The organism is Anaerobacillus sp. ABA4_114, assembly GCF_056159065.1.
Genome location: NZ_JBSWUM010000001.1, coordinates 2,039,113 through 2,065,429, shown reverse-complemented (window position 1 = coordinate 2,065,429; position 26,317 = coordinate 2,039,113). Strand labels below are relative to the sequence as shown.

At 40.9% G+C, this 26,317-nt stretch carries 25 protein-coding genes and 1 riboswitch; of the genes, 18 read left to right on the top strand and 7 right to left on the bottom strand.

The genetic code is table 11. The features are described 5' to 3' along the window. Positions 1-31: 31 nt before the first annotated feature. On the bottom strand, positions 32-721 hold the full coding sequence (locus ACXAEY_RS10385) for a Crp/Fnr family transcriptional regulator (protein WP_270182120.1): 690 nt from the start codon (positions 719-721) through the stop codon (positions 32-34). Positions 722-830: 109 nt separating this feature from the next. Here ACXAEY_RS10385 and ACXAEY_RS10380 point away from each other — a divergent pair, with 109 nt between their 5' ends. From ACXAEY_RS10380 to ACXAEY_RS10370, 3 genes are all read left to right on the top strand, one after another. Further along, entirely contained in the window at positions 831-1,073 is a 243-nt protein-coding gene (locus ACXAEY_RS10380) for a glutaredoxin family protein (RefSeq protein WP_270182366.1), read from the top strand. Between the two features lie 43 nt (positions 1,074-1,116). After that, positions 1,117-1,731, top strand: coding sequence for an SGNH/GDSL hydrolase family protein (locus tag ACXAEY_RS10375; RefSeq protein ID WP_474811843.1), 615 nt, complete (start codon positions 1,117-1,119; stop codon positions 1,729-1,731). A gap of 82 nt (positions 1,732-1,813) precedes the next feature. Next, positions 1,814-2,128 (top strand): thioredoxin family protein, encoded by a 315-nt coding sequence (locus tag ACXAEY_RS10370; protein ID WP_474811842.1) that lies wholly within the window; start codon positions 1,814-1,816, stop codon positions 2,126-2,128. Positions 2,129-2,163: 35 nt separating this feature from the next. On the opposite strand, the gene ACXAEY_RS10365 is transcribed toward ACXAEY_RS10370, so the two are convergent. Further along, positions 2,164-2,394: a hypothetical protein gene (locus tag ACXAEY_RS10365; RefSeq protein WP_270182123.1), complete on the bottom strand. Its 231-nt coding sequence runs from the start codon at positions 2,392-2,394 to the stop codon at positions 2,164-2,166. 210 nt (positions 2,395-2,604) lie between these two features. Beyond that, positions 2,605-2,695: riboswitch (cyclic di-GMP riboswitch) on the top strand. 26 nt (positions 2,696-2,721) lie between these two features. Here ACXAEY_RS10365 and ACXAEY_RS10360 point away from each other — a divergent pair. The 4 genes from ACXAEY_RS10360 to ACXAEY_RS10345 all read left to right on the top strand — a co-directional run bounded on the left by ACXAEY_RS10360 (position 2,722) and on the right by ACXAEY_RS10345 (position 6,699). Then, positions 2,722-2,883 carry an anti-repressor SinI family protein gene (locus ACXAEY_RS10360; protein ID WP_270182124.1) on the top strand — a complete coding sequence of 54 codons (162 nt, stop codon included), beginning with the start codon at positions 2,722-2,724 and terminating at the stop codon, positions 2,881-2,883. 381 nt (positions 2,884-3,264) lie between these two features. After that, positions 3,265-4,647: a glycine--tRNA ligase gene (locus ACXAEY_RS10355; RefSeq protein ID WP_474811839.1), complete on the top strand. Its 1,383-nt coding sequence runs from the start codon at positions 3,265-3,267 to the stop codon at positions 4,645-4,647. 58 nt (positions 4,648-4,705) lie between these two features. Continuing rightward, entirely contained in the window at positions 4,706-5,272 is a 567-nt protein-coding gene (locus ACXAEY_RS10350) for an HAD-IA family hydrolase (RefSeq protein WP_474811837.1), read from the top strand. A gap of 32 nt (positions 5,273-5,304) precedes the next feature. Further along, positions 5,305-6,699: an MFS transporter gene (locus tag ACXAEY_RS10345; protein WP_474811835.1), complete on the top strand. Its 1,395-nt coding sequence runs from the start codon at positions 5,305-5,307 to the stop codon at positions 6,697-6,699. 123 nt (positions 6,700-6,822) lie between these two features. Here ACXAEY_RS10345 and gltC read toward each other — a convergent pair whose 3' ends face one another. Next, positions 6,823-7,728: a glutamate biosynthesis transcriptional regulator GltC gene (gltC, locus tag ACXAEY_RS10340; RefSeq protein WP_270182128.1), complete on the bottom strand. Its 906-nt coding sequence runs from the start codon at positions 7,726-7,728 to the stop codon at positions 6,823-6,825. Between the two features lie 176 nt (positions 7,729-7,904). Here gltC and gltB point away from each other — a divergent pair, with 176 nt between their 5' ends. Both gltB and ACXAEY_RS10330 read left to right on the top strand, forming a co-directional pair. Beyond that, positions 7,905-12,497, top strand: a complete 4,593-nt coding sequence (gltB, locus tag ACXAEY_RS10335; RefSeq protein WP_474811833.1) for a glutamate synthase large subunit — start codon at positions 7,905-7,907, stop codon at positions 12,495-12,497. 12 nt (positions 12,498-12,509) lie between these two features. Beyond that, entirely contained in the window at positions 12,510-13,994 is a 1,485-nt protein-coding gene (locus ACXAEY_RS10330) for a glutamate synthase subunit beta (protein ID WP_270182130.1), read from the top strand. Positions 13,995-14,397: 403 nt separating this feature from the next. Here the strand turns inward: ACXAEY_RS10330 and ACXAEY_RS10325 are convergent, their stop codons facing one another. Beyond that, positions 14,398-14,487 (bottom strand): putative holin-like toxin, encoded by a 90-nt coding sequence (locus ACXAEY_RS10325; RefSeq protein WP_270182131.1) that lies wholly within the window; start codon positions 14,485-14,487, stop codon positions 14,398-14,400. Between the two features lie 191 nt (positions 14,488-14,678). Between ACXAEY_RS10325 and ACXAEY_RS10320 the strand changes: the two genes are divergently transcribed. The 4 genes from ACXAEY_RS10320 to mug all read left to right on the top strand — a co-directional run bounded on the left by ACXAEY_RS10320 (position 14,679) and on the right by mug (position 17,599). Beyond that, positions 14,679-15,626: a ring-cleaving dioxygenase gene (locus tag ACXAEY_RS10320; protein ID WP_474811830.1), complete on the top strand. Its 948-nt coding sequence runs from the start codon at positions 14,679-14,681 to the stop codon at positions 15,624-15,626. Then, positions 15,623-16,222: an alpha/beta hydrolase gene (locus ACXAEY_RS10315; RefSeq protein ID WP_270182133.1), complete on the top strand. Its 600-nt coding sequence runs from the start codon at positions 15,623-15,625 to the stop codon at positions 16,220-16,222. The genes ACXAEY_RS10320 and ACXAEY_RS10315 overlap by 4 nt, the downstream gene beginning before the upstream one ends. A 110-nt stretch (positions 16,223-16,332) precedes the next feature. Further along, positions 16,333-17,100, top strand: coding sequence for a class I SAM-dependent methyltransferase (locus ACXAEY_RS10310; protein ID WP_474811828.1), 768 nt, complete (start codon positions 16,333-16,335; stop codon positions 17,098-17,100). Positions 17,101-17,110: 10 nt separating this feature from the next. Further along, positions 17,111-17,599: a G/U mismatch-specific DNA glycosylase gene (gene mug, locus ACXAEY_RS10305; RefSeq protein ID WP_270182135.1), complete on the top strand. Its 489-nt coding sequence runs from the start codon at positions 17,111-17,113 to the stop codon at positions 17,597-17,599. 29 nt (positions 17,600-17,628) lie between these two features. Here mug and ACXAEY_RS10300 read toward each other — a convergent pair whose 3' ends face one another. Together ACXAEY_RS10300 and ACXAEY_RS10295 are read right to left on the bottom strand one after the other, a co-directional pair. After that, the gene (locus ACXAEY_RS10300; RefSeq protein ID WP_474811826.1) at positions 17,629-19,506 is read right to left on the bottom strand and encodes a vWA domain-containing protein; all 1,878 of its coding nucleotides are present in this window, start codon (positions 19,504-19,506) and stop codon (positions 17,629-17,631) included. Next, complete coding sequence (locus tag ACXAEY_RS10295; protein ID WP_474811824.1) at positions 19,507-20,412, bottom strand: ATP-binding protein; 906 nt, start codon at positions 20,410-20,412, stop codon at positions 19,507-19,509. A 179-nt stretch (positions 20,413-20,591) separates the two neighbouring features. Between ACXAEY_RS10295 and ACXAEY_RS10290 the strand changes: the two genes are divergently transcribed. From ACXAEY_RS10290 to ACXAEY_RS10280, 3 genes are all read left to right on the top strand, one after another. Next, positions 20,592-20,936 carry a YojF family protein gene (locus tag ACXAEY_RS10290; protein WP_474811822.1) on the top strand — a complete coding sequence of 115 codons (345 nt, stop codon included), beginning with the start codon at positions 20,592-20,594 and terminating at the stop codon, positions 20,934-20,936. Between the two features lie 13 nt (positions 20,937-20,949). Then, positions 20,950-21,612, top strand: coding sequence for a bacillithiol biosynthesis deacetylase BshB2 (gene bshB2 / locus ACXAEY_RS10285; RefSeq protein WP_474811820.1), 663 nt, complete (start codon positions 20,950-20,952; stop codon positions 21,610-21,612). Positions 21,613-21,694: 82 nt separating this feature from the next. Then, the gene (locus tag ACXAEY_RS10280) at positions 21,695-23,314 is read left to right on the top strand and encodes an ABC-F family ATP-binding cassette domain-containing protein (RefSeq protein WP_270182140.1); all 1,620 of its coding nucleotides are present in this window, start codon (positions 21,695-21,697) and stop codon (positions 23,312-23,314) included. Positions 23,315-23,349: 35 nt separating this feature from the next. Here the strand turns inward: ACXAEY_RS10280 and ACXAEY_RS10275 are convergent, their stop codons facing one another. Then, positions 23,350-24,708 (bottom strand): MATE family efflux transporter, encoded by a 1,359-nt coding sequence (locus ACXAEY_RS10275; protein ID WP_474811818.1) that lies wholly within the window; start codon positions 24,706-24,708, stop codon positions 23,350-23,352. A 121-nt stretch (positions 24,709-24,829) separates the two neighbouring features. Here ACXAEY_RS10275 and ACXAEY_RS10270 point away from each other — a divergent pair, with 121 nt between their 5' ends. Continuing rightward, on the top strand, positions 24,830-25,234 hold the full coding sequence (locus ACXAEY_RS10270; RefSeq protein ID WP_474811816.1) for a thiol-disulfide oxidoreductase DCC family protein: 405 nt from the start codon (positions 24,830-24,832) through the stop codon (positions 25,232-25,234). A 159-nt stretch (positions 25,235-25,393) separates the two neighbouring features. Then, positions 25,394-26,284 carry a nitrilase-related carbon-nitrogen hydrolase gene (locus ACXAEY_RS10265; protein WP_270182143.1) on the top strand — a complete coding sequence of 297 codons (891 nt, stop codon included), beginning with the start codon at positions 25,394-25,396 and terminating at the stop codon, positions 26,282-26,284. The last annotated feature ends 33 nt before the right edge of the window (positions 26,285-26,317 follow it).

Below are 26,317 nucleotides of genomic sequence, written 5' to 3'. Positions count from 1 at the left end.
TCGGCAGCTTAAGTTTGTAGATTTCTGATCTTTACTCTCCATTTTCACTTAAATAATTGTTAGCTTTTTCAGCATGTATGGCGAAAGTTAACGGGTTCTTCTTTATGTATCCAGCTTTTTTCAAGTCTCCTATTGTGGCACTGACAGTTTCTCTAGTAGAACCGATCATCGTAGCCATGTCGTAATGTGTAAGCTTGATCTCGATCGTTTGCCATTCGTTCTTACGCTTTCCAAATTTCTCACTAAGTTTTAATAGTAAAGACAACACCCGATATTTTACACTTCTGAGTGCAATGTTTTCACTCATTTCATAAATTTCTTTTAAGCGTGAAGACAGTATTTCAATGAATTTTATGGCGAGCTTGGGGTTTTCTGAGAGCAAAGTTTCAAATTGTTCTTTTCCGATAATACATAAATAAACGTCTGTCATCGCTTCAACATAAACAGAATCATCACTTAGTGAGAAACTAGAGGTTTCTCCAAAAATGTTGCCATCTCCAAGAATATCGACCGTTAATTGTTTTCCGCTATCATTGGAGCGATACAAACGTACATTTCCTTGTTTCAATAAAAATAACGCTTTCATCGGCTTTGTAGGTCCTACGATGATGGTTCCTTTTTTAACTGGCTTCATATCGCTAACACGATCGATCTGTACTAAATCATTCATTTCCATTTCATCAAATAAGTTTATCTGGGAAAGCATCGTCAATTTATCCATAAGATCACCTTCAGTTCTTAAATCAAGTAATTTTCACGAGTAAGATAGCTTACATTATCATAAATCGTATACCGTTATACTCTAATTGTTAGGAGGGTACTTGTCTAACATGGAACATATTCGATTATACACGATAACAAGTTGCATTGAATGTGAGAAAACAAAAAGACTCCTTAAGCAGTCAGGTATTTCCTTTGATGAAGTGAATGTCCTTGAACAGCCAGAAAGACAAGAAGATCTCTATCAATTGGCCGGAGAATTCCTTGTACCGCTGCTTGTCTATAACAATAAAGTGTGCTCTGAGTTCACTTTAATACAGAATCACTCGAATGTTGAGATGAACTTTTTATAGGTGCGATGAATATAGTAAATCATCTTTGGAAAGAGGTGATGGTTTGTCGCATCTTCTTTATTCGGCTATTGGAGATTCTATTACATTAGGTACAGGCACAATCCTTTTTTCACCGACTTTTCCAGATTACTATCGTTCGGCTATCTTTGATAAGTTAGAAGAAAATGTTCTCCTAACAAAATATGCAAGAAATGGAGCAACTACTCGCGACGTTAGAGACTGGCTAGAGCAATCGTTACCGATCGAACATGCCAATGTTATTACGATTACGGCCGGTGGAAATGATTTGATCGATGCAGCTGAAGAGTTTGCTATAAATAAGGAAGAAGCTGTTTTCCAGAAAGCGCTCGAAGAATGCTGTACAAACATGAATTGGATTGTAAGCCACCTATCGATGACAGTAAAGAAGCCTGCTATGATTCGAATCGTTAATTTGTATAATCCTTATCCCCATCTTTCATTCGCAAAAGATTGGGTCAATCGATTTAATCAAAATCTAGTAACATGTACAAAGAATAATGATGTAAAAGTGGCAGATGCTTATCGTTTGTTTGAGGGCAATGAAGAACGGCTTTTGTCCTTTGATGGCATACACCCTAATGAATGTGGCCACATGGTTATTTCTGAAGCACTCGTTAACACTGGTATCTCTTTATAGAAAACTGTAATCACAATTACAGACAAATGATCTCATTGTAAGTTATACTAGCCTATAGTAACGAGTAAAGGAGAAGATTTACATGCAACAAATCGAATCAAAACAATCTTATGATAATCTAATCAATGATTCTAAAGTGACGATATTAAAATACGAAGCGAATTGGTGCCCGGACTGTAAACGCCTTGACTTATTTATCGACGATATCATCAAAGAACATAGCGATAAACAATGGGCACAAATTGATATTGAGCAATTCCCTGAAATAACAGAGGAAAATGAAGTGATGGGTATTCCAAGTCTCCTCGTTTATAAAGATGGAAAAAAAGTTGGGCATCTTCATAGTGCCAACACAAAGAATCCAGATCAAGTAAAAGATTACTTATCTGACTTTTAATAAACAGCCTGTCGAGGCAATCTCGACGGGCTGTTTTAATTTTTTGTCAAGATATACTCGACCGTTCCGTCCTGTAATGAATGTACATGTGATATGACATAACCGATGCTGAGGTATGTCGATAATGCTTCACTGCAAAGATGACTTACAGGTTCTGTAGGTGCATGGAGACTAGGATAAAATCCTACAACTTTGTTTAAGGGAGTACACCTTAGTAAAACGACGTGAGTGCCTTGCCATGCGGTTCCAATCTGATTTCGTTCCATTCGATTCCCTCCCTGATCAAGCTTTAGCAAGATCATACATGATTAGTTTATGATGCAGAAGATAAAGTGTTAGAATCGATACAAAATATATTGAATTATTGCTAAAATATAGTATAATTGTATAAACTATTAAACTTTCTCAATTTTTAGTCCCGTTTTACTATTGATTTAGCACTGCCGTTACATTGTAGTGCGTGTCTGTTCTAACTCTCCAGAAAAAGGCAAACCATTCTAAAGAATGGGACGCAAAGACACAGGTCTAATGTTGAGAACATTCAACGATGACGGCTGGTCCTCCTGGAAATATCAAAGGAGGAGAGGGTGGCCATGATTAAAACCAGGCCAGAACAAGCACTTGATCAAGAGTGGGTAATGCTGATGAAAGTTGCACGAGAAATCGGGTTGAAGAAAGATGAAATCCGAGCATTTCTCGACCGCAAAAAAGATCCAACACCTGTGCGTATACAAAAACGGAGGGCTATCGATTGATAGCTCTTTTTTTAGAAGTAAAGAATCTGATGTGTGTAAACAGTTAGGCAAGTGGGTAGTCTATGAATACTGAGTAGATTGCGCTTGACTTTCAGTAAAACTTTTTTGTATCATATGTGATATCAATTACATATATAAGCTAACAACTGTGAAGGACAGATAGTAGCTAGGTAACCCTTTTTATAGAGATTCGGGGACGGTGGAAGCCCGAAAAAGGTCTAGTGAAACGGCGGTCTGGAGTTGATACCGTAAAGTGGATGTGTTCTTTCACATCAACTGGGGTGGAACCGCGGGTGCATACGCTCTCGTCCCCGGACAAATTTTTGTCCGAGGGCGGGAGCTTTTTATGTTGTTAGACAATGATAAGAAGGAGAGATTTAAATGAGTATTTCGATGGAACAAATCGTTGCCATTTCAAAGCACAGAGGATTTATTTTCGCTGGTTCCGATATTTACGGAGGTTTAGCGAACACTTGGGATTACGGTCCATTAGGTGTAGAACTTAAAAACAACATCAAAGCAGCGTGGTGGAAGAAGTTCGTACAGGAGTCTCCTCACAATAGCGGACTGGATGCGGCAATCTTGATGAACCCTAAGACTTGGGTTGCATCTGGTCACCTAGGAAATTTCAACGACCCGTTGATTGATTGTAAGAGCTGTAAAACACGTCATCGTGCAGATAAGCTGATTGAAGATGCACTTTCTGAAGAAGGCAACGAAATGATTGCTGATGGATTATCGTTTGAAGAGATGGAGCGGTTGATTGAAAATCATAACATTAAGTGCCCAGAGTGTGACAGTCAAGACTTTACAGAGATTCGTCAATTTGACCTCATGTTTAAAACACAGCAAGGGGTAACGACTTCAAGTACAAGCGACATTTATCTTCGCCCTGAAACAGCACAAGGTATTTTCGTGAACTTTAAAAACGTGCAGCGTTCGATGAGAAAGAAAGTGCCTTTCGGAATTGCACAAGTCGGAAAAAGCTTTAGAAATGAGATTACACCTGGTAACTTTACATTCCGTACGCGTGAATTTGAGCAAATGGAGTTAGAATTCTTCTGCAAACCTGGAGATGAACTAGAATGGCACCAGTATTGGAAAGATTACTGTAAGAACTGGCTATTGAATCTTGGCGTTGATCAAGATAATATCCGCCTTCGTGAGCACGCTGAAGATGAGCTCTCTCATTATAGTAATGCGACTACTGATATCGAGTACAAATTCCCATTCGGTTGGGGTGAACTATGGGGAGTTGCTTCAAGAACAGATTATGACTTGAAAAAGCACATGGAACATTCGAACGAAGACTTTACGTACCACGATCAGCAAACAGGCGAGCGCTATGTTCCTTATTGCATCGAACCATCATTAGGGGCAGACCGCGTTACACTAGCATTCTTAATCGAAGCGTACGAAGAGCAAGAATTAGAAGATGGCACGTCTCGTAGTGTCATGCATTTCCATCCTGCTTTAGCACCGTTTAAAGCAGCAGTATTGCCACTTTCAAAGAAATTATCGGATGAAGCTAGGGAAGTTCATGCTGAACTTGCGAAGTATTTCATGGTGGATTACGATGAAGCTGGATCGATCGGTAAACGTTACCGCAGACACGATGAAGTAGGTACACCATTTGCGATTACGTTCGATTTTGATTCCCTTGAAGATAAGCAAGTAACTGTACGAGACCGAGATACAATGGAACAACAAAGAATGCCAATCTCTGAACTAAAGAACTTTTTAGAGGAAAAAACTCAGTTTTAATGAAAGAGCCGCTCGATCGAGCGGCTTTTCTTTAGGATTAACGTAAAGGAGTGAAGTCGTGAAGATTTTATGGGATTTTGATGGCACGTTATTCGATACGTATCCAGCTTTTGTTAGTATTATGAAACGGTTTGTTCCTGAACATGTTTCAAATGAAGAGATATTGAAAGAGTTAAAAGTTTCATTTCGACATGCCACAAATGTATTTGGATTAACAATGGAACAAGTTGAAGAATTTAGAGTGTTAGATAACGCCCTTTCTCCTGGTAAGAAGCCTCCTTTTGAAGGTGTTATGGAAATTCTGAACAAATCAGACCTTAATGTCATCATGACTCACAAACCAAGGGAAGAAGTCATCACCATTCTTCAGCATTTTAATATGGAACATCTTTTTGCCGATCTGGTAGCAGGTGATGATGGATATCCAAGAAAACCAGACGCAGCTTCTTATCGCTATTTACATAACAAGCATGAATTAGATCTAGCTGTGGGTGACCGTTTATTAGATATCATACCAGCAAAAGAAGTTGGGATGAAAACATGTTTATTTCAAAATACTGCAGATGGAGCAGACTTTTACGTTGAAGATTACAAACATCTCAAGCAATTATTGTGGTCTGAGTAGACCAAATATTGTTCTCAAGGGAGTGGACCATGATGGGTAAGCAACAACGTTTTCTCCTTCTAACATTCCTCCTAGGAGTATTCTTAGGCGCATTAGATTCAGGTGTGATTTCACCTGCTTTAACCACATTGGTTAAAGAACTCGATATCGATTTGAAATTTACTGTATGGGTCGTTACGATCTACACCCTTGTTTACGCAGTCAGTATGCCGATTATCGGAAAACTGGCAGATCTTTATGGTAGGAAGCGAATATTCCTTGTTGGTATATTCCTGTTAGCTCTCGGTTCTCTTATTGCCGGTATAAGTGGGTCACTTCTACAGCTTTTAACAGGAAGAGCGATTCAAGCAGCAGGAGCTGGAGGTATTATTCCTATTGCAAACGCTGTTATTGGGAGTAGTTTTCCTAAAGAGAAGAGAGGAATGGCGCTCGGATTGATAGGAGCCATGTTCGGAATCGCTTCTATTCTCGGACCTGCTGTAGGAGGATTTCTAGTTGCTCAAGTAAGCTGGCGATGGATTTTCTTCATGAATATCCCCATTGCTTTCATCATCTTTCTTATGGCATTAAAGCTGCCGTTAGAAGAACAAAAGGGGTACCGTTCGAGGCTTGATTGGAAGGGAGCTCTTTTCCTATCCGTCATTATTGTTTCGTTATTACTCGGATTGACAAATCTGGATACGAATAACCTTATCGAATCTTTTACAACGTTAACAGTATGGCCGTTATTACTCTTTAGTATTGTTTTAGTTTATCCTTTCTTAACGATAGAAGCTTCGCATGGTGATCCAATCATCAACATTTCATATTTCCGTAATCGAAATATTGTCTTAGCGTTGTTAATCTCAACGATTACCGGAATAGGGATCATAAGCATGATCTTTATCCCTTCTTTTTCAGAGCTGCTTTTGGGGCTTTCAACCGGAAGAGGTGGGTATGTCATGGTTATCCTAGCTCTTGCTTCTGGATTCGCTGCACCGATCGGAGGTGTTTTACTCGATAAATGGGGAGCGAAACAAGTTGTGCTCACTGGCTTTAGTTTGAGTTTAATAGGGGCACTCATTTTTAGTTTCCTAGCAAACGGATGGCTAATGCTTATCATAGGTATGATTTTTTCTGGGGTCGGCATAGGATTTACAATGGGTACTCCTCTTAACTACATTATGTTTGAGCTCACGTCAGAGAAAGAAGCAGGTGCAAGTCAATCTCTCGTTAGTTTGTTCCGTTCGATCGGAACATCGCTTGGCCCAGTGATATTAGCAGGGTTCATTGCAGTTTCAGCAAGTGATAAAACGATTGTTTCCATAGAAAAAAGTACAGTACTAGCCGGGTATGAGAGAATGTACCTAGCAAGCGTAGTAATATTTCTGCTTGGAATGATACTAGCGTTTTTCTTAACGTTACCGTCTAAGACTAGAGAGTATTAAAATCACCATAAAGGTGTTGTAAGATAAAAATCTGTAATTTGATTGCTAATAGATAAAAAGGGATGAGACCTCAAGTCTCATCCTTTTTCTATTTGATGGTGCAATATGTATCCGATGTCCTATTTATTGGCCAAAGCGGTTAAGAACTTCATAAAAATGGGTAAGAAATTCAAAAAACTTCCTTTCGGATGGAGCGAGATCTCTTCCGACTGGAATAATTACCCCAACTGTTCTCGTTACATTGGGCTCGGATAGTTCAATCTTGACCGTTTCCGGGGGTAATTGTTCAGAAAGCGTGATTTCAGGCAGCAAGCTCACTCCGAGACCTGCCGCAACAAGGCCTTTAATCGTATCGATGTCTTCCCCTTCAAACGCGATACGTGGTTTAAAGCCCACTTGCTGACATGCTGAAGTAACGAGATGATGTAACGCATATCCAGAACGAAACAGTACAAAAGGATCGTTCTTCAGTTGGCCGAGCCTGACCATTGGATTGTCAGCTAACGGATGATTAAACGGAAGGAGGGCGAGAAGCTTCTCTGTAAAGAATATATGACCTTCTACATCTGTACGATCTTTCGGGACAGGAGAGACGAAAGCTAGATCGATTTCGCCTTTACTGACTGCCTCAGTTAATTCTTGTAAGGAACCTTGACGAAGTTGAAACCCAACGCTTGGATGCTCATTCCTAAATGCAGAAATTACAGTGGGAAGGGTTTTTGCTGCAAGACTGTTTGGAAATCCCACACGAATGGTTCCAGTTTCGGGATTTAAATATTCATGAACAGCTTGAGTCGCTCTTTCAATTTCTGCAATAGCAGTCTCAGCATGATCTTTAAAAATGTGTCCTACTTGCGTCAACTTTACGTTTCTTCCTTCACGAAAGAACAGCTGAACACCAAGTTCTGATTCTAGGTTTGAAATCTGTCTACTTACAGCTGACTGTGCAACATGAAGTGAGGTAGCAGCTTCTGTTACATGTTCTCGTCTAGCCACTTCCATAAAGTAATATAGCTGCCGTAACTCCATATTATGCAACCCTTTCTTTAATTCATATCATTATTAGATTGATTATATCTAAATTATATATTGAAAGCATGAGTCCATGCAACGTACAATAAATGTAGAATATTTAAACAATTAAGACGTTATGGCGGTAAAGAGATAAACCATGGCGATTTGTGATAAGAGCGAGGAGTGGGATTATGGTTAGAAGTAACTTTCCGGAAAAGCAAGGATTGTACGATCCGATTCATGAACATGACGCATGTGGTATCGGACTCATTGCAGATATGAATAATGAGCCGGCGCACAGCATCATCGAAAAAGGAATTTATATGCTACGCCAGCTAGATCACCGCGGAGGGCAGGGAAGCGATCCTGACACGGGTGACGGTGCAGGTATTATGCTAGGAATTCCTCATGAATTTTTTGCTAGTGAAACGAATTTTGATTTACCGGAAAAAGGCGCTTACGGTGTAGGCATGATGTTCTTGCCAGTAGATAATCATCTTCGCCAACGAGCTATAAAGATTCTTGAGAATGAGATAAAAGATGCAGGCCAAGAGTTAATGGGTTGGAGAGAAGTTCCAATCGATGAATCAACGATTGGTGAAGCAGCACGGATTGCTCAACCAGTCATCAGACAGGTATTCATTAAAAAAGGTAATATTTCTGAAGAAGCGTTCGAACGAAAGCTTTATGTGATTCGTAAAAAAGCTGAAAAAGAAATTTCACGTGATCCACAGTTAGCGAAAACGAAATATTACGCGGCTAGTTTTTCAAAAGACACAATCGTTTATAAAGGAATGTTAACACCAGAACAGCTTGATCAGTTTTATCTCGACTTGAAAAATCCGAATTTTACATCTTCTTTTTCAATGGTGCATTCACGTTTTAGTACGAATACGTTTCCAAGCTGGGATCGTGCGCATCCAAACCGCTATTTAATTCACAACGGTGAAATCAATACACTTCGTGGTAACGTAAATTGGATGAGAGCGCGTGAAGGCGCATTGAAATCAAATGTGTTCGGAGACGACATGAAAGAGATCGCACCGATTATTCGTCAAAATGGAAGTGACTCTTCCTCACTTGATAACTGCTTGGAGTTTTTAACTTTATCAGGAAGATCACTTCCACACGCAGCGATGATGATGATTCCTGAGCCTTGGGATAAAGATACGACGATGCAAGATCCGAAGAAGGCGTTTTATGAATACCATAGTTGTTTGATGGAACCATGGGATGGTCCTACAGCAATTGCCTTCACGAATGGTCGTCAGATTGGAGCGATGCTAGATCGAAACGGATTACGTCCTGCTCGATATGTCGTTACTGATGATAACACGTTCATTCTTTCGTCAGAAGTTGGGGTCATCGAAATAGATGAGGAAAAAATCATTGAGAAAGGCCGCCTAAGCCCAGGAAAAATGCTGATGGTGGATTTTGAACAAAAAAGACTAGTCTACGATGAGGAAATCAAAGAAGAAATCGCAACTCAATACCCGTACCGTGAATGGCTGACTAATAATTTGATGAGTCTAACGTCTGAGGAAGTTGATCTAGAGTTAAGGAACGAAAAAGAACTCGTTCAGATACAACGAGCATTTGGATTCACGTATGAAGAATTAACGAAGAACATTGCACCGATGGTTACGGAAAAGAAAGATCCGATCGGTTCAATGGGGAATGACGTTCCACTTGCAGTGTTGTCGGATCGTCCACAGTTATTATTTAACTATTTCAAGCAACTGTTTGCACAAGTAACAAATCCACCGATCGATTCTATTCGTGAGGAATCCGTCACGTCAACGATGACGCTATTAGGACCAGAAGGAAACTTACTCGATACAGATAAAGAAAGCTGTAGAAGAATTCGCCTCGAAACACCAATTCTGACAAAGGGTAAATTTGATGCAGTCCAGAACCTTCATGATGAAAGTAAGCAGACTGAAACACTTAACTTATTGTTTGATCCGTCACGTGGAGAAACGGAAATGGAGCATGCACTTTTAGCACTATTTAAAAAGGCTGATCGTGCGATACAAAATGGAAAGAGCATTCTCGTCTTATCTGATAGTGGTGTAGGTCAAGATATGACGGCAATCCCTTCGTTATTAGCAATAAGTGGGCTACACCATCACTTGATCAAGAAAGAAACTAGAACAAAAGTGAGTATTATAATTGAAACTGGCGAAGCAAGGGATGTTCACCAATTCGCTATGTTGATCGGTTATGGTGCTGATGCGATTTATCCTTATCTAGCATACGAATCCATCGCTCATATGCTGAGTGACGGCACAATTCAAGGATTCTCATTCAAAGATGCGATCGATAACTATATTGATGCTGCAACGTCAGGAATCGTTAAAGTGATGTCTAAAATGGGTATATCCACGATTCAAAGCTATAGAGGTGCTCAAATCTTCGAAGCGATCGGAATTAGTAATGAAGTCATTGACCGCTACTTTGCTGGCACAGCATCTCAAATCGATGGGATTCCAATCGATGTAATTGCTAAGGAAACTTTACTAAGACATCATTTCGCATATCACGACTCTGAGTATGAGGATGTAACGCTTGAAACAGGAAGTGACATGCAGTGGAGAAGGGGAGGAGAGCATCATTCTTTCAATCCAAAAACGATTCACACCCTTCAACATGCAGCAAGAAGCAATAATTATGAGCTCTACAAAACGTTCTCATCGATGGCACATGAAGAAAACTTAACATATTTAAGGCAGGCTTTTGATTTTCAATCGAACGGCTCTGTTCCGATCGAGGAAGTTGAAAGTGTTGAATCAATTACTAGACGTTTCAAAACGGGCGCGATGAGCTATGGTGCACTCAGCGAAGAAGCACATGAAGCGCTTGCGATCGCGATGAACCGTATCGGAGGGAAAAGTAATAGTGGTGAGGGTGGAGAACATCCATCCCGTTTCAAAGCAGATGAAAATGGTGATCTTCGTAGAAGTGCGATCAAACAGGTTGCTTCTGGTCGATTCGGCGTTTCTAGTCACTATTTAACAAATGCGGATGAAATTCAAATCAAGATGGCACAAGGTGCTAAACCTGGTGAAGGTGGTCAACTACCAGGTAAGAAGGTATATCCATGGATCGCTGAAGTACGTGGATCGACTCCAGGTGTAGGATTGATCTCTCCACCTCCTCACCATGACATCTATTCGATTGAAGACTTAGCACAGTTAATTCATGATTTGAAGAATGCAAACCCTTCAGCTCGCATCAGTGTAAAACTCGTTGCGAAAGCGGGCGTTGGTACGATTGCCGCTGGAGTTGCTAAAGGATTGGCAGATTGCATTCTTATAAGTGGCTATGAAGGTGGTTCCGGTGCTTCTCCTCGAACAAGTATTAGGCACGCAGGATTACCATGGGAATTAGGATTAGCTGAAACACACCAAACGCTAGTGCTGAATGACCTACGTGATCGCGTCGTTTTAGAAGCAGACGGTAAGATGATGACTGGTCGAGACGTTGTCATGGCGGCGCTACTTGGCGCGGAAGAGTTCGGGTTTTCTACTGCACCTCTCGTTGTTCTTGGTTGTATTTTAATGAGAGCGTGTCACCTCGACACCTGTCCTGTAGGAGTCGCTACACAAAACCCAGAATTACGTAAGAAATTCATGGGAAGCCCTGATCATGTCGTTAACTATTTAACATTCATAGCTGAAGAAGTTCGTGAGATTATGGCTGAACTTGGATTCAGATCAATAGAAGAAATGATTGGAAAGACGAATGTACTCGAAGTGAGTCGTCGAACAAAGGAACACTGGAAAGCAGGCTTTTTAAACCTAGAACCATTGCTATATCGCCCTCACATGTCTGATGAAGTTGGTACGTTCCATCAACGAAACCAAGATCATAACCTTGATGCAGCACTCGACCGTACTTCTATTATTCCAGCTTGTTTAGGAGCGATTGAGGAGAAGAAGTCCTTCGAAGGAACGTTCAGTATACACAATACGAATCGCGTAGCGGGAGCAATGCTTGGTCATGAAATCACAAAACGCTATGGTGAAGAGGGGTTACCTGAAGAAACGATTAAGTTGAATTTCAATGGATCAGCTGGTCAAAGCTTTGGAGCTTTTGTTCCAAATGGCGTAACGATGAGACTCGAAGGAGACGCGAACGACTACGTTGGTAAAGGACTATCAGGTGGTAAACTGATCATCCATCCTTCAAAGCTCTCTACATTTGAACGAGATCAAAATACAATTATCGGCAACGTTGCCTTTTATGGTGCAACATCTGGTGAAGCATATATCAGTGGTCTTGCCGGCGAACGATTCTGCGTACGAAATAGTGGCGTGAAAGCTGTTGTTGAGGGCATTGGCGACAACGGTTGTGAATACATGACCGGCGGCCGTGTCGTAGTACTCGGATCAACTGGTAAGAACTTTGCAGCTGGAATGTCAGGTGGAGTCGCGTATGTACTGAGTGACAACAAAGACGCATTTCTCGAAAATGTTAATCCTGAATTAGTGCATATGGAATCCTTAACGAATTATGAAGAGATTCTTGAAGTGAAAAAGCTAGTACAGGAACATGCCTATAATACTGATAGTCCAAAAGCAATTCGGATCTTACAGAACTGGAATGAGTTCGTAGGTCAATTTGTTAAAGTAATTCCGAAAGAATTTAAGAAGATTACAGCTTCACTAGAAGAGTTAAAAGAACAAGGATACAAAGATGATGATGCAGCACTGGAAGTGTTCCAGCAGGCTAAGAACGGTAATGTCAAGCCGACAAAAGTAAGCGATCTGGAACCGGTATAAGGAGGTATTTGTTTGGGTAAACCAACAGGATTCATAGACTATCCGAGAGAAAAAATTAGTGAACGAGATCCATTGACAAGATTGAAAGACTGGGGAGAGTACCAGCTACCTCAATCTGAAGAAAAACTGAAAGAACAGGGTGCTCGCTGCATGGACTGCGGCACTCCGTTCTGCCACTCTGGTATCGAATTAAACGGCAATGCCTCTGGATGCCCGCTCTATAACCTTATCCCAGAGTGGAACCACCTTGTTTACGAAGGAAAGTGGAAAGAGGCGCTTGATCGTCTTTTAAAAACGAATAACTTTCCTGAGTTTACAGGTAGAGTGTGTCCCGCTCCTTGTGAAGGTGCCTGTGTAGCAGCTATCCCTAGTGATGCAGTTGCGATCAAAAGTATTGAAAAAGAAATCATCGATCGTGGGTTCAAGGAAGGGTGGATGGTTCCGAAACCACCTAAGAAGAGAACAGGGAAGAAAATTGCAGTAGTTGGATCAGGACCAGCTGGTTTAGCAGCTGCAGACCAATTGAACAAAGCAGGACACTCAGTAACCATTTATGAACGTGATGATCGTATCGGTGGTTTGCTAATGTATGGAATTCCAAATATGAAACTAGACAAAGAATTAGTCGAACGTAGAGTGAAGCTCCTCGCTGAAGAAGGCGTGCGTTTTGTTACAAATACTGAAATCGGTGAAGATATTTCTCGAGAAGAGCTTAAGAAACAGCATGATGCTGTCATTCTATGTACAGGCGCTCAAAAACATCGCGATTTGCCAATACAAGGACGAAAGCTTGGTGGCATTCACTATGCGATGGATTACTTAAAGAAAAATACAAAGAGCTTACTAGACTCAAAGCTAGAAGATAAGCAGTACGTTTCAGCTGAAGATAAGCATGTCATCGTAATCGGCGGGGGAGATACTGGTGCAGACTGTGTTGCGACTTCTTTACGACACGGCTGTAAGAGTGTCCACCAATTCGGTAAGCACCCTCAGCTTACTGCTGATCGAATGATCGATAATCCATGGCCTGAATTTCCTAAGATTTTCACGCTTGACTATGCGTACGAGGAAGCTGCAGCAAACCACGGGGATGATCCTAGACAATATTCGATCATGACGAAGAAATTTGTTGGAGATGAAAATGGTAATGTAAAAGAACTTCATACCGTTACGATTGAAAAACACGTCGATAAGCGCGGTAACGTGTTTATGAAAGAGTTACCTGGTACTGAAAAAGTATGGCCAGTCGACCTTGTGTTGATCGCAATCGGATTTACTGGACCCGAAGAAGGGGTACTTGAACATTTCGAGATCGAACAGGACGATAGAAAACTCGCAAAAGCTGAGTTTGACGATTATCGAACAAATATCGATGGCGTCTTTGCAGCCGGTGATGTTCGAAGAGGACAAAGCTTGATCGTTTGGGCGATCAATGAAGGCCGAGGAGCCGCTAGAGAAGTCGATCGCTACCTTATGAATAAAACAGTGTTACCGTAACAGTTTGAAAACCACTCCTTGTTGGGAGTGGTTTTCTCAGCTTGTCGAGTATGTCATCATTCGGTGCTCCCGATGACGATCGCATGCTTTCCGCGTACGAACGTCCAAGCCCGAGGTGAAACCCACACCCCGGTCTCGGCCGCCCGTACGACCGCAGGAGTCCGCGATCGTCTCTCCTACTTGAAGTGTATAAATCCAAAATGAACTTTCCGTCCCAATGGTTAACAGACGAGTTTGGAGATTCTGACCAACCATTTCTCAACATAAACCTTAATTGGAGTCGAGAATATCGACTACTGTCATAGAAATACCGAGACTTTTTCAGCACACTAAATGGAACGGCTGAGCCGTTCCTCTACAAGCATTGAAAACCACTCCTTATTAGGAGTGGTTTTCTGTTTTCTTAGGACGATCGATCTTTAGAGTGAACGATGGCGAGTACCAGGGCCGAAAAACTGATCATGATGGTTAAAGCCTCATATATACTTAGCATAACATCACTCCTTTACTACTAGCATGGTGTAATAGAGGGTTGTCCTATACACGGAATCCAAAACATTTGACAGTAGTGATAAAGTTTAATACACTTAAGTCGAATATCTCGAATTAAAGATAATTTGAAGATTAATTGATTCAAATAAAGGGAATCACTGCAACCATAACTAGTAAAGGAGAATGTTTACTATGAAGCATACAACTGGAATACATCATATAACGGCTATTGTAGGAAACCCTCAAGAAAATGTTGATTTCTATAGCGGCGTATTAGGTTTACGTTTAGTTAAAAAAACTGTAAACTTCGATGATCCTGGTACTTATCACTTGTATTTTGGTAATGAGGAAGGAGCACCTGGCACGATCATGACATTCTTCCCGTGGTCAAATGCGCACCAAGGCAGGATAGGGTCCGGGCAAGTAGGTGTTACGAGTTTTGTCATTCCAGAAGGAAGCTTAGCTTTCTGGAAACAGCGATTAGATAAATTTAATGTCACAAACAGTGAACGAATTAGATTTGGTGAGCGTGTATTAGAGTTTGATGATCCACATGGGTTACATCTTGAACTCGTTGAACGAGAAGAAGGTGAACGGAACACATGGAGCTTTGGAGGTGTTGATTCTTCACATGCAATAAAAGGATTTGGAGGTGCCACACTTCTTTCAGGTCACCCTCAAGCTACAAATAAGGTATTGGAAGAAGTACTCGGGTTTAAACGAGTGGCTGAAGAAGGAGACTTTGTTAGATTTAAATCGAGCGGCACGATAGGAAACACCGTAGATGTAAAGAAAACAAGGCTCCAAGCAGGGTCACTCGGTTCTGGTACAGTTCATCATATTGCTTGGCGAGCAAATGATTTTGAAGATCATGAATCTTGGAGAACACATATCGAAGAGAAAGGATACAAACCTACGCCTGTAATCGATCGACAATATTTCAATGCGATTTACTTTAGAGAGGAAGGCGGCATACTATTTGAAATCGCTACTGACCCTCCAGGTTTTGCAAGAGATGAAGACCCAACAGAAATGGGGAAAAACCTTCTCTTGCCTCCATGGTTAGAAGAGAAAAGGACGCAGATTGAACGTGTATTAGAACCAGCTGAAGCTAGAGTACTGGAAGGTGATGAAATATGAAACACATCTTTAAACAAGGTGACTCAACGAAGCCAACACTGCTGCTCCTACATGGAACAGGTGGTACAGAAGAAGATCTTGTACCACTCGCAAACCTCATAGCACCAGAGAACTCCTATTTAAGTGTAAGAGGAAACGTGTCTGAGAACGGGATGCCAAGGTTTTTCAAAAGACTAGCTGAAGGCGTTTTTGACGAAAAAGACTTAGTAGAGCGTACAAAAGAATTAAACGATTTTATTACCGATGCTTCAAAGAAATACGGTTTTGATCGAGATAACGTGATCGCGATCGGATATTCAAACGGAGCGAATATTGCCGGAAGCTTACTACTTCATGATAGCAATTCTCTAAGAGCAGCGATCTTACATCACCCTATGGTTCCGATTCGTGGTTTGACATCCGATTTAACCAATACACCGATCTTTATCGGTGCAGGAGAAAATGATCCAATTTGTTCATCAGAAGAAACGGTCGAATTGAAGAACATTCTTACAGAGGCAGGAGCAGACGTAACCGTTCACTGGGAGAGGATGGGCCACCAACTGACAAAACAAGAGGTCGAGGAAGCGGCTCGATGGTATAATTCTAAATTCTAAAAAAAGCAGTCTGCCGACTGCTTTTTTTAACTAACTACTTTTACCTCTTTTTGTCCTCTTCTATTTAGACATTTTATTGTATGATAGTTAGATAGAAAAGAGGTTAGAACATGATCTATACTACAGCAGGAAGACCTACCTCTTCCTCCATAGAAGAAGCAAAACGATTAGCACATACTTATAATGGTCACTACATAAATAGAAGAAAACGTTCCGTCGACGAACTTTTAAACGAGACTCAACAACCAATCCTCGTAGTTGGAAATAACAAGTTAGTTTTATATGTAGATAGCAGAGAGCCGATCTTCTTTCACCCAAACTCCGCTATGTTCCGCTGCAAGTCCCTTATGAAAGGAAATAGCGATCCATTTGTTGAAGCTTGTGGATTAAGAGAAGGAATGAGCTTACTGGACTGTACAGCAGGACTAGCTTCAGATAGTATCGTAGGGAGCTTAGCAATGGGCTCGAGTGGCATAGTAGATGCATGCGAGGGTTCATTGCTTGGAATTTTACTCAAAGAAGGATTGAAGAAGTGGAGTACGGGTAACGAACAAATAGACGCGGCGATGAGCAGAGTATCGATAACGTTAAAAAGATATGAAGAAGTATTGCCTACCATTCCAGATAACGCCTATGACGTGGTTTACTTTGACCCTATGTTTGAAGAGACGATCCTTCAGTCTGACGGTGTACAAGGCATTCGAAACGTAGCGATATACGATGATTTAACGATTGAGATGGTAAAAGAAGCGAAACGCGTAGCAAGGAAAAGGATTGTTCTTAAAGATTTCTGGAAAAGCGACCGATTCGATCAACTAGGGTTTGACCAGCAAATCCGAAAAACTTCAAAGTTTCATTACGGAATTATAGAACTATAGGAGGGGTGCTATGCTTCCCGATCACCTTGATATGAACTTACAAATCATTTTCATAGGTTTTAACCCTGGGCTTAAATCAGAAGAAGTAGGGCATCATTATGCAAACCCTACGAATCGGTTTTACTCAGTATTATACCGTTCAGGATTAACAGACCGGCAGCTAAAGCCAGAAGAAGACGGTCGATTGCTTCGATACGGATATGGTTTGACAAACATTGTTGATCGGCCGACAAGAGGTGTTAAAGAATTAACGACTGAGGACTACAACCGAGGCAGAAAACAGCTCCTCAAAAAAATTAAGCTGTATCGACCAAGAATAAATTGTTTCGTTGGAAAAGGTGTATACCAAAAGTTTTCAGGAATTAAAAAAGTGAGTTGGGGGTTTCAACAGCATAATCAGGTTGAAGGCACAAGAGATTTCGTCGCTCCTTCAACAAGTGGTCTCGTCAGGATGAGTCTTGAAGAACTCGTTGATATTTATAAGCAGCTAAAGAAATAACGCGTCCAAATCGGACGCGTTTTTGATAACTATACAAATCGCAATAACAAGCGTTTTAACAGTGGTGTGAGGTAAGCAGGAATATCTTGAGCAGAAGGAATGACAAGGCTTTGCGTTCCATAGATGTTCTTCATCGTGTTTTTTTCTTTCTCCTGTGGTTCACCATTTGAAAGAAAGACACCGATCACTTCAATCCCTTGCCTCCTAGTGTTGTTAACTGCTTCATGCGTGTCGATAATTCCATTTTCACTATAATCATAAGCAGAAGGCTCACCATCTGTGAAGACGATGAGAATCTTATGCTTTTCATGACGGCTCTGTAGTTCCTGAGCGGCTTTACGAATCGCATAGCCATCACGATTATCTTCCTCTGGTTCGAGCTGCATAATAGCAGGACCTACATTAGGAAGTGTAGAGCGGTTGTAATCGATCACGTTAAACAGAGTGTTCGGCTGCTGTTCATCATCTGCTTCAAACGCATCTTCATAAAATCCTGTAATCGTGTGCTTGATATCAAGCCCCTTCAGCGTCTCGTGAAACAGCGTGATGCCAAGCCGTGTTTCTTCCATTTTGTCATACATAGAAGCAGAACAATCGACTAGGAGAGAGAAAGTCACATCAAGCTTCGTGCTAGGTGCATTCTTCTTATAAAATAATCTTGGGTTCTTATCTGTGACTAGTCTAAGGAGTTTTCTGTTCAATCGCCCAAAGTGTAGATCACTTCGTGGAGCGATCTGTTTCTGTTCAATCGTTTTTTGAATAGCACTTCTTAGTGATTTCTCAGCATACTGGATTTCACCTTTAGCAGTACGATACGCTGCCTTTTCATCTTCAGTAGGTTTTTCTGATTCTCGTTGTTGTTCTTTGACGAATTTGTTTGCTTCACCAAGCGGTGCTTCTTTTGAAGATGAGGCGGTATTATTGTTTTTCAAAATCTCTTCCTCATCAAACTGACTTCCTTCAGACTGTTTAGAAGCACCTTGTACACTAACAAATGCTTGATCTCCAGACTCTTCTTTACGCTCACCTTCACCGATGAGATCTGATTTCGCACCTTCTTCTAGATCGAACTGAAGAAAATTAGAACCTTCTTGCTCTTGTTCTTCATGCCAAGTATTCAACTCTTCATCATGAGACTCTTTGTCTTCATTATCGCTCGTTTCTAGTGTGTCCTCATTTTTGAGCTCTGGAGCTTGCTCTTCCGTGACAATTTCAGGTTTAGAAGACTTTCCATACATCGTGAGGTACTCGGTTGTCATATCCTTCAAATCTCCGCTCAATTCATCAGAAAACAGTTCAGCGAGTTTAGCCACATCCGCAGTACTCACTGCTTTGTTTATTTCAGTAATCATATGCCTGATATATGGTTTATAAGGCGATAAGTGGTCGTTCAATGCGACTGGCTTGCCGATTGCTTGAAGGTAGATTGCACAGAAAAGCGCATCAAGATGCTGCTGCTGTCGAACGTGGACTTCCATTCTTCCTCTAAATCGCTTCTGAAATAAACGTTTTCTCGTTTCAAAAGCGTAAGCCGTTCCAGGTCTTCTATTAATACAAATCGCTTCTAGACGTATATCTTCTAGAAGGGAAAACAATTGCTTACGAAATAGCGGATATGATCGATTGTGTAGGTTGAAAAGATACTTGTCGACTTCCACATAATCAGTATTGTGCACATTACCGAGTGAGCGTAAGTATACATCGCTCTTCATTCCATCAAACTGCGAACCATCAAAAATATCGTTCCAGTAATGGCTCACTGTCACTAAGCTTTCTTCAGGCCTATAGTAAGAATGAAAGGCAAATTGCACATCAATTTCGCTGTTACTCAAGGTTTCTGCTAGGTCAGACAGTGAAAGATGCAGAAAAGGATCCGTCTGATTCTCAGCAAAATTTAAAAACTTCATTTATATTGTCTCCTGATAGCGACCAAAAATCGTTTCTGCAATGTTTTCAACTGCTGCTTTTTCCCGTTCATCCTCAAGTTTATCTGTAATCGCCCGTTTGATGGCTCTTCTTGGTTCCATGTAAGTCGTAAGATCACAAGCATCTAGTAAAGAACGGGTAGAAGCGGCTTCTTCTGAAATTTGACCATCGATTACTTTCGATTGAAGATCAGAAGATAGCGTAACGAAGTGATCGAGTAGGGTCGATTCAGAAAGTAACGATTGATCTTGTAGCATCTCTTTAAGGGCTTTACCTTCTAAGTATGGAACCTCGATGACGATGAAACGGTTTTTTAAAGCTTCATTTAGTGGTGCGGTTCCGATGTAACCTTCGTTGATCGCAGCGATAACGCCAAAGTTTTCTTTTGCTCTAACCGTTTCTCCTGTGAAAGGATTCAATACCATTCGTCTATAATCGAGTACTCCGTTCAGAATCGGTAGTGTTTCCGCTTTAGCTGTATTTATTTCATCAATATAGAGTAGCTGTCCTTTCTTCATCGCGTTTTCAACAGGTCCAGGCACAAACGTAATATGAGCATTGTTCTGATCGTCATAAGACAATGTCTTATATCCTAGGAGTGCTTCAGCATCTAAATCAACTGAACAGTTGATCGAATACATCGGTTGGTTGAACATGTAGCTGATGAGCTCTGCGAGTTTTGTTTTACCAGCACCAGTCGGACCTTTTAATAGAACATTTTTTCCTAGAATCAATGCTGTTACTGCGTCCTTTACGATTGATGAGTCAGGGGCTGTATAGCCTTTTGAACCTATCAAATAGGAGTCGGTATCGCTCGCTTCTTTTTGTCGTTTATCAATTCTTTCTTTTATTTCATTCGGGATGTTATATTCTTCATTGATATTCATTGCCGTTCCCTCCGCATAAATCAATTTCGCATACATTCAACAGTTAACTATAACGGAATAAAACCTATCTTGTCTAATAACACCTTTTTGCAAACTGTCGGTTGTGTATCGTTTTACCGTAAAGAAGAGATGAGCTATACTAGTTTTAGTTAATCTGCCTTAAAAAAGGAGCAAATATCATGAAGGCAATACAAATAGAACATGTACAAGAACTACTTGAAAAATTTGAGAATCAACAAGTATATCTGCACCTTGAAACGACGAGTGGTGCCTATGCAGCACAAAATAAAGAAAAACTATCTGTCGGTGCATATATAAGGAACGGTTCTGTTCGATTTACAAACGTTAAGATCGCAGGAGCAGGTCCTTACAGAATCGGTTTTAAATTAGATGAAGGATGGATGTATGCTGAAGGGTTAACAGACTATCAACTCGATAATAATGGAAGACTTCTGATGGCTGGTCACGATGATAGCGGACGATTAGCTATTGCTGTACAACTCAGCCATACACCGTTCGAATAAGGGGGGAGAAAAAATGGAAAAGCAAGTATTAGTGATATTTCCTCATCCAGATGATGAAGCATTTGGGACAGCCGGGGTTATGACGAAATTTGTTCAAGATGGTGTACCTGTAACCTATGCATGTGCCACACTTGGAGAAATGGGTAGGAACATGGGAAATCCATTTTTCGCAACAAGAGAAACGCTTCCCGAAGTAAGAAAGGAAGAGCTTCTAAATGCTTGTAAAGCGATGGGTGTGAAAGACCTTCGTATGCTTGGTTTTAGAGACAAGACGCTAGAGTTTGAAGATCCAGAACTTCTTCTCTCGTCGATAGGAAGGTTGATCGACGAACTACAACCTTCATTAATCATCACATTTTATCCAGGGCATGGCATCCATCCGGATCACGATGCATGCGGACATGCTGTTGTGGAGGCTGTCAAACGTATACCACATGAAAAGCGACCAACAATTTATGGTTTACCCATCACTCCTGAAAGAGAAGAGGTCCTAGGGAAACCCGATCGCGTTTTCGATGTAACTGACGTTATGGAAACGAAAATAAAAACCATCGAAGCACACAGATCGCAAACGGAAGCGATGGTACCGAGGCTTAAGGATGGCACGCTCGATCTCAATTCTGAGATGTTAAAGTTCATTAAGCAAGAATCGTTCTGGATCTATCCGATCACATAATCTGTTGAGGTTCATATCTATTCGAGCTCGAACATGTTATAATACCCTGTATATTAATTATAGATGGAGGAATACGACCTAAATGATTAACGTTACTGATGTTAGCTTACGGTATGGTGATCGTAAGCTTTTTGAAGATGTAAATATTAAATTCACTCCGGGCAACTGCTACGGTTTAATCGGAGCGAACGGTGCTGGTAAATCAACTTTCCTTAAAATTCTTTCCGGTGAAGTTGAACCTCAAACTGGAGACGTAAGTATGGGGAAAGACGAGCGTCTTGCAGTCTTAAAGCAGAACCACTTTGAGTACGAAGAGTATGAAGTGCTTGATGCGGTTATTATGGGTCATGCTCGTTTATATGAAGTAATGAAGGAAAAAAATGAAATCTATATGAAAGAAGATTTCTCTGATGAAGATGGCATGAAGGCTGCTGAGCTTGAAGGAGAATTTGCTGAACTTAACGGTTGGGAAGCAGAATCTGACGCAGCAGTATTGCTAACTGGACTTGGAATTTCAGAAGACCTTCACCATAAGAAGCTCGCAGACTTACCTGGTTCTGAAAAGGTAAAAGTGTTGCTTGCTCAAGCGCTGTTCGGTTCTCCTGACATTCTTTTACTTGATGAGCCGACGAACAACCTTGATCTTAAAGCGATTCAGTGGCTTGAAGAGTTCTTGATCAACTTTGAAAACACGGTTATCGTCGTTTCCCACGACCGTCACTTCTTAAACAAAGTTTGTACGCATATGGCAGACCTTGACTTCGGTAAAATCCAGATTTACGTAGGTAACTATGATTTCTGGTATGAGTCTAGTCAGCTTGCTCGTAAGATGAAAGAGGACCAAAACAAGAAGAAGGAAGAAAAGATTAAAGAACTTCAAGCCTTTGTTGCAAGGTTTAGTGCGAACGCTTCTAAATCAAAGCAAGCAACATCTCGTAAGAAGTTGCTTGATAAGATCACGCTTGATGACATTAAACCTTCTTCTCGTAAGTATCCTTACGTCGCGTTTACACCAAACCGTGAGATCGGAAACGACCTTCTTGTTGTAGACGGGTTAACGAAGACGATCGACGGTGTCAAAGTACTAGATAATGTTAGCTTCCGTCTTAACAAGGATGACAAAGTGGCACTTGTTGGTAGAAACGAGATTGCGAACACAGTACTAATGAAGATTTTGATGGGTGAAATGGAAGCAGATAGCGGTACGTATAAGTGGGGAATCACGACGTCTCAAGCATACTTCCCGAAAGATAATTCCGATTACTTTGAAGGACAGGATCTGAACCTTGTAGAATGGCTGAGACAGTATTCTCCTGAAGATCAAACAGAGAGTTTCCTTCGTGGTTTCTTAGGAAGAATGCTATTCTCAGGTGAAGAAGTTCACAAGAAGGCAAGCGTCCTTTCCGGAGGAGAGAAGGTACGTTGTATGCTTTCTAAAATGATGCTTAGTGGTTCAAACGTCCTTCTACTTGACGATCCTACGAACCACCTTGATCTAGAATCGATCACGGCACTGAACAATGGTCTCATCAACTTTAAAGGCTCTCTTATCTTTACGAGTCATGACCATCAGTTCGTCCAAACGATTGCGAACAGAGTGATCGAAATTACTCCGAATGGTGTCATCGATAAAGAATCAACTTACGATGAATACCTAGAAGATGAAGCGTTACAAGCTAAAGCTGAAAAAATGTATAATTAAAACAAAAATGCGTCCCGAATTCGGGACGCATTTTTTTATGTGTATGCCTTTTGGGACATTCTATTTTGTAAGAAGCGTAATCGTAAAAACAATGTGATCGCAGCAACAAGGAGGCCCGAGCTTAATCCGATCCAATACCCATAAGGTCCGAATGAAGTGAATTTAGCCAGAACATACCCTGAAGGAAGTCCGACGATCCAGTATGAGATGAGGCTCATGATAAGCGTGATGTTCACGTCTTTGTAACCGCGTAATGCCCCCTGTATCGGAGCAGCAATCGCATCTGAAAGTTGGAAGAATACAGCATAGATCAGGAACACCTTGATCAATTCGAAAACTTCCCTGTCACTCGTATACCAACCCGCTATGGCATCATTGAAGAAAAAGAGTATGAACGCTGATAACAATGCCATCCCAACAGCAAATCCAATACCTAGATACCCATACACTTTAGCATCACGAAACCGTTTTCCGCCAACTTCAAAACCAACAGCGATGGTTAATGCCATCGAAATACTTAATGGAATCATATATAAAAGCGAAGCAAAGTTGATAGCAGCCTGGTGAGCTGCAATCGTCTCTGTAGAGTATGCACTCATCAATAACGTAACTGCTGCAAAAATACTAACTTCAAAGAATATTGAAAACCCTATTGGAACTCCTATTTTCAGTTGTTCGATCCAAGTGGATAGTGATACACCATACCAGCGTTTAAACAAGTCGAACGTTCGAAATGGACGTACTTTTAAGATAAAGAATAAGCTGATTATTAAAATGAACCAATAGGTTATCGCAGAAGCATACCCTGCACCGATCCCACCGAGTTTTGGAAAGCCAAACTTACCGAAAATCAATACATAATTGAAGAATATGTTGATCGGAAGTGACATGAGTGTAATGATCATCGTTGTTCTTGTTTGACCGAGTGCATCGATAAAACTTCTTAGGACTGAATAAATAAAAAGGGGAAGAATCCCGAAAGATAAACCAATTAGATACCCTTTCGCAACATACTGCACGTGGTCGTTTAAGTCCATTAGCGATAGAAGAGGATTTAGAGCAATTCCTCCACCTATTAAGATGAGTACTGATAAGGCGATCGATAAATAGATCCCTTGTAAGACTGAAAATGAGACGCGATCTTCTTGATTTGCTCCTATATACTGAGAAACGATTGGGGTAATAGCAAGCAAAATCCCACTCAATCCAGTGAATACAGGCACCCATAAACTTGATCCGATCGCTACACCAGCGAGATCACCGGCACCAGCTCTACCACTCATAAGTGTGTCGAAAAAATTCATCGAGTATAGTCCGAGTTGTGTGATGAGGATTGGGTATAAAACGGTTACTATTAATTTTAGTTTGTCTCTGAGTGATTGAGTAGGGTACATATGAGAACATCCTAACTGTATAGTTTCGTTACCAGAAAAATTATAGCATATCTATAGAGAAGAACTAGAAAGAAATGGTATGATAAGAATGTGAAGTATTGAACATGTAAGGGGGATTTTGATGACTGATCGTAATAATCCCATCATCTTATTCGATGGTGTATGCAATCTATGTAATGGACTCGTTCAGTTTATGTTGAAGCATGACAAGCAAAGTGTTTTCAAATTCGCATCGCTTCAATCGGAAGTTGCTGCCGAATTGTTGAAGAATGCTGATGTAGAAAAGATACCAGATAGTATCATCGTCATTGCTGATGGACGCGTTTATTATAAATCTAGAGCTGTTCTCTACATATGTAAAAGACTAGGGGGCGTTTTTAACTTCATTAGTATCATTCGTATTCTTCCTGGCTTCATTAGAGATAAAATGTACGATGTGATCGCGAAAAAAAGATATGCATTGTTCGGTAAAAGAGATTCATGCATGCTTCCAAGTAAGAAATACAATGACAGGTTTATAGGTTAGGCTCACATAATGTGAGTCTTTTTTTTCACGACACTTTGAACGTTTTTTGAAGAAACGATTTTACATTATGTATAGTGCTTCATCTACAACAATCTTCTACACTTTTTATAGAAAGAAAATTCAGTCAATTACGAGGACGGTCAAAGGAGGATCGTACATATGTCTGATTCAGTAAAAATAGGCTTAATTCAGGCTAAAAACGATGTTGATGGAAATGAAGAAGTAGAAAAGCATAAAGAGGTAGCGATAGAAAAACACTTAAAGTTGGTGCAGGAAGCAAGTGAACGTGGCGCACAGATCGTCTGTTTACAGGAGATCTTCTATGGACCTTACTTTTGTGCTGAACAAAACAAAAAGTGGTATGACGCTGCAGAAGAAATTCCAGATGGACCGACTACGAAGCGATTTCAGGCTGTTGCACGAGATCTAGGAATCGTTATTGTTCTTCCTATTTATGAACGAGAGGGCATTTCAACCTACTACAATACAGCAGCAGTAATTGATGCAGATGGTTCATATCTCGGTAAATATCGTAAACAGCACATACCTCAGGTAGCGGTTGGTGATAACGGACACGGTTTTTGGGAGAAGTACTATTTTAAACCAGGAAACCTTGGTTATCCCGTATTTGATACCGCATTTGGGAAAGTAGGGGTTTATATTTGTTATGACAGGCACTTTCCTGAAGGCGCACGACTGCTAGGATTGAATGGTGCTGAGATCGTATTCAATCCTTCTGCTACAGTTGCAGGATTATCGGAGTATTTGTGGAAGCTCGAGCAGCCTGCACATGCTGTTGCAAACGGCTATTACCTCGGAGCAATCAATCGGGTAGGTATGGAAGGACCATGGAACATGGGGGAGTTCTATGGTCAATCGTACCTAGTTGATCCTAGGGGGAACTTTGTTGCAACAGGATCACGTGATCAAGACGAAGTCATCATCGGAGTAGTGGATAAGAAGTTGATTCGTGAAGTTCGTGATTTATGGCAGTTCTACCGTGATCGAAGACCGGAAACCTATAATGAAATGACGTCATTGTTACCGTAATAATGAGCAGCAGGTGTAGGCATGAAATACACC

What these genes read in the sequence shown, in the direction of transcription:
- ACXAEY_RS10385 (WP_270182120.1), bottom strand. Translation starts at nt 721, where the DNA reads ATGGATAAATTGACGATGCTTTCCCAGATAAACTTATTTGATGAAATG.
- ACXAEY_RS10380 (WP_270182366.1), top strand. Translation starts at nt 831, where the DNA reads ATGGAACATATTCGATTATACACGATAACAAGTTGCATTGAATGTGAG.
- ACXAEY_RS10370 (WP_474811842.1), top strand. Translation starts at nt 1,814, where the DNA reads ATGCAACAAATCGAATCAAAACAATCTTATGATAATCTAATCAATGAT.
- ACXAEY_RS10365 (WP_270182123.1), bottom strand. Translation starts at nt 2,394, where the DNA reads ATGGAACGAAATCAGATTGGAACCGCATGGCAAGGCACTCACGTCGTT.
- ACXAEY_RS10360 (WP_270182124.1), top strand. Translation starts at nt 2,722, where the DNA reads ATGATTAAAACCAGGCCAGAACAAGCACTTGATCAAGAGTGGGTAATG.
- ACXAEY_RS10355 (WP_474811839.1), top strand. Translation starts at nt 3,265, where the DNA reads ATGAGTATTTCGATGGAACAAATCGTTGCCATTTCAAAGCACAGAGGA.
- ACXAEY_RS10345 (WP_474811835.1), top strand. Translation starts at nt 5,305, where the DNA reads ATGGGTAAGCAACAACGTTTTCTCCTTCTAACATTCCTCCTAGGAGTA.
- gltC (WP_270182128.1), bottom strand. Translation starts at nt 7,728, where the DNA reads ATGGAGTTACGGCAGCTATATTACTTTATGGAAGTGGCTAGACGAGAA.
- gltB (WP_474811833.1), top strand. Translation starts at nt 7,905, where the DNA reads ATGGTTAGAAGTAACTTTCCGGAAAAGCAAGGATTGTACGATCCGATT.
- ACXAEY_RS10325 (WP_270182131.1), bottom strand. Translation starts at nt 14,487, where the DNA reads ATGCTAAGTATATATGAGGCTTTAACCATCATGATCAGTTTTTCGGCC.
- ACXAEY_RS10320 (WP_474811830.1), top strand. Translation starts at nt 14,679, where the DNA reads ATGAAGCATACAACTGGAATACATCATATAACGGCTATTGTAGGAAAC.
- ACXAEY_RS10315 (WP_270182133.1), top strand. Translation starts at nt 15,623, where the DNA reads ATGAAACACATCTTTAAACAAGGTGACTCAACGAAGCCAACACTGCTG.
- ACXAEY_RS10310 (WP_474811828.1), top strand. Translation starts at nt 16,333, where the DNA reads ATGATCTATACTACAGCAGGAAGACCTACCTCTTCCTCCATAGAAGAA.
- mug (WP_270182135.1), top strand. Translation starts at nt 17,111, where the DNA reads ATGCTTCCCGATCACCTTGATATGAACTTACAAATCATTTTCATAGGT.
- ACXAEY_RS10300 (WP_474811826.1), bottom strand. Translation starts at nt 19,506, where the DNA reads ATGAAGTTTTTAAATTTTGCTGAGAATCAGACGGATCCTTTTCTGCAT.
- ACXAEY_RS10295 (WP_474811824.1), bottom strand. Translation starts at nt 20,412, where the DNA reads ATGAATATCAATGAAGAATATAACATCCCGAATGAAATAAAAGAAAGA.
- ACXAEY_RS10290 (WP_474811822.1), top strand. Translation starts at nt 20,592, where the DNA reads ATGAAGGCAATACAAATAGAACATGTACAAGAACTACTTGAAAAATTT.
- bshB2 (WP_474811820.1), top strand. Translation starts at nt 20,950, where the DNA reads ATGGAAAAGCAAGTATTAGTGATATTTCCTCATCCAGATGATGAAGCA.
- ACXAEY_RS10280 (WP_270182140.1), top strand. Translation starts at nt 21,695, where the DNA reads ATGATTAACGTTACTGATGTTAGCTTACGGTATGGTGATCGTAAGCTT.
- ACXAEY_RS10275 (WP_474811818.1), bottom strand. Translation starts at nt 24,708, where the DNA reads ATGTACCCTACTCAATCACTCAGAGACAAACTAAAATTAATAGTAACC.
- ACXAEY_RS10270 (WP_474811816.1), top strand. Translation starts at nt 24,830, where the DNA reads ATGACTGATCGTAATAATCCCATCATCTTATTCGATGGTGTATGCAAT.
- ACXAEY_RS10265 (WP_270182143.1), top strand. Translation starts at nt 25,394, where the DNA reads ATGTCTGATTCAGTAAAAATAGGCTTAATTCAGGCTAAAAACGATGTT.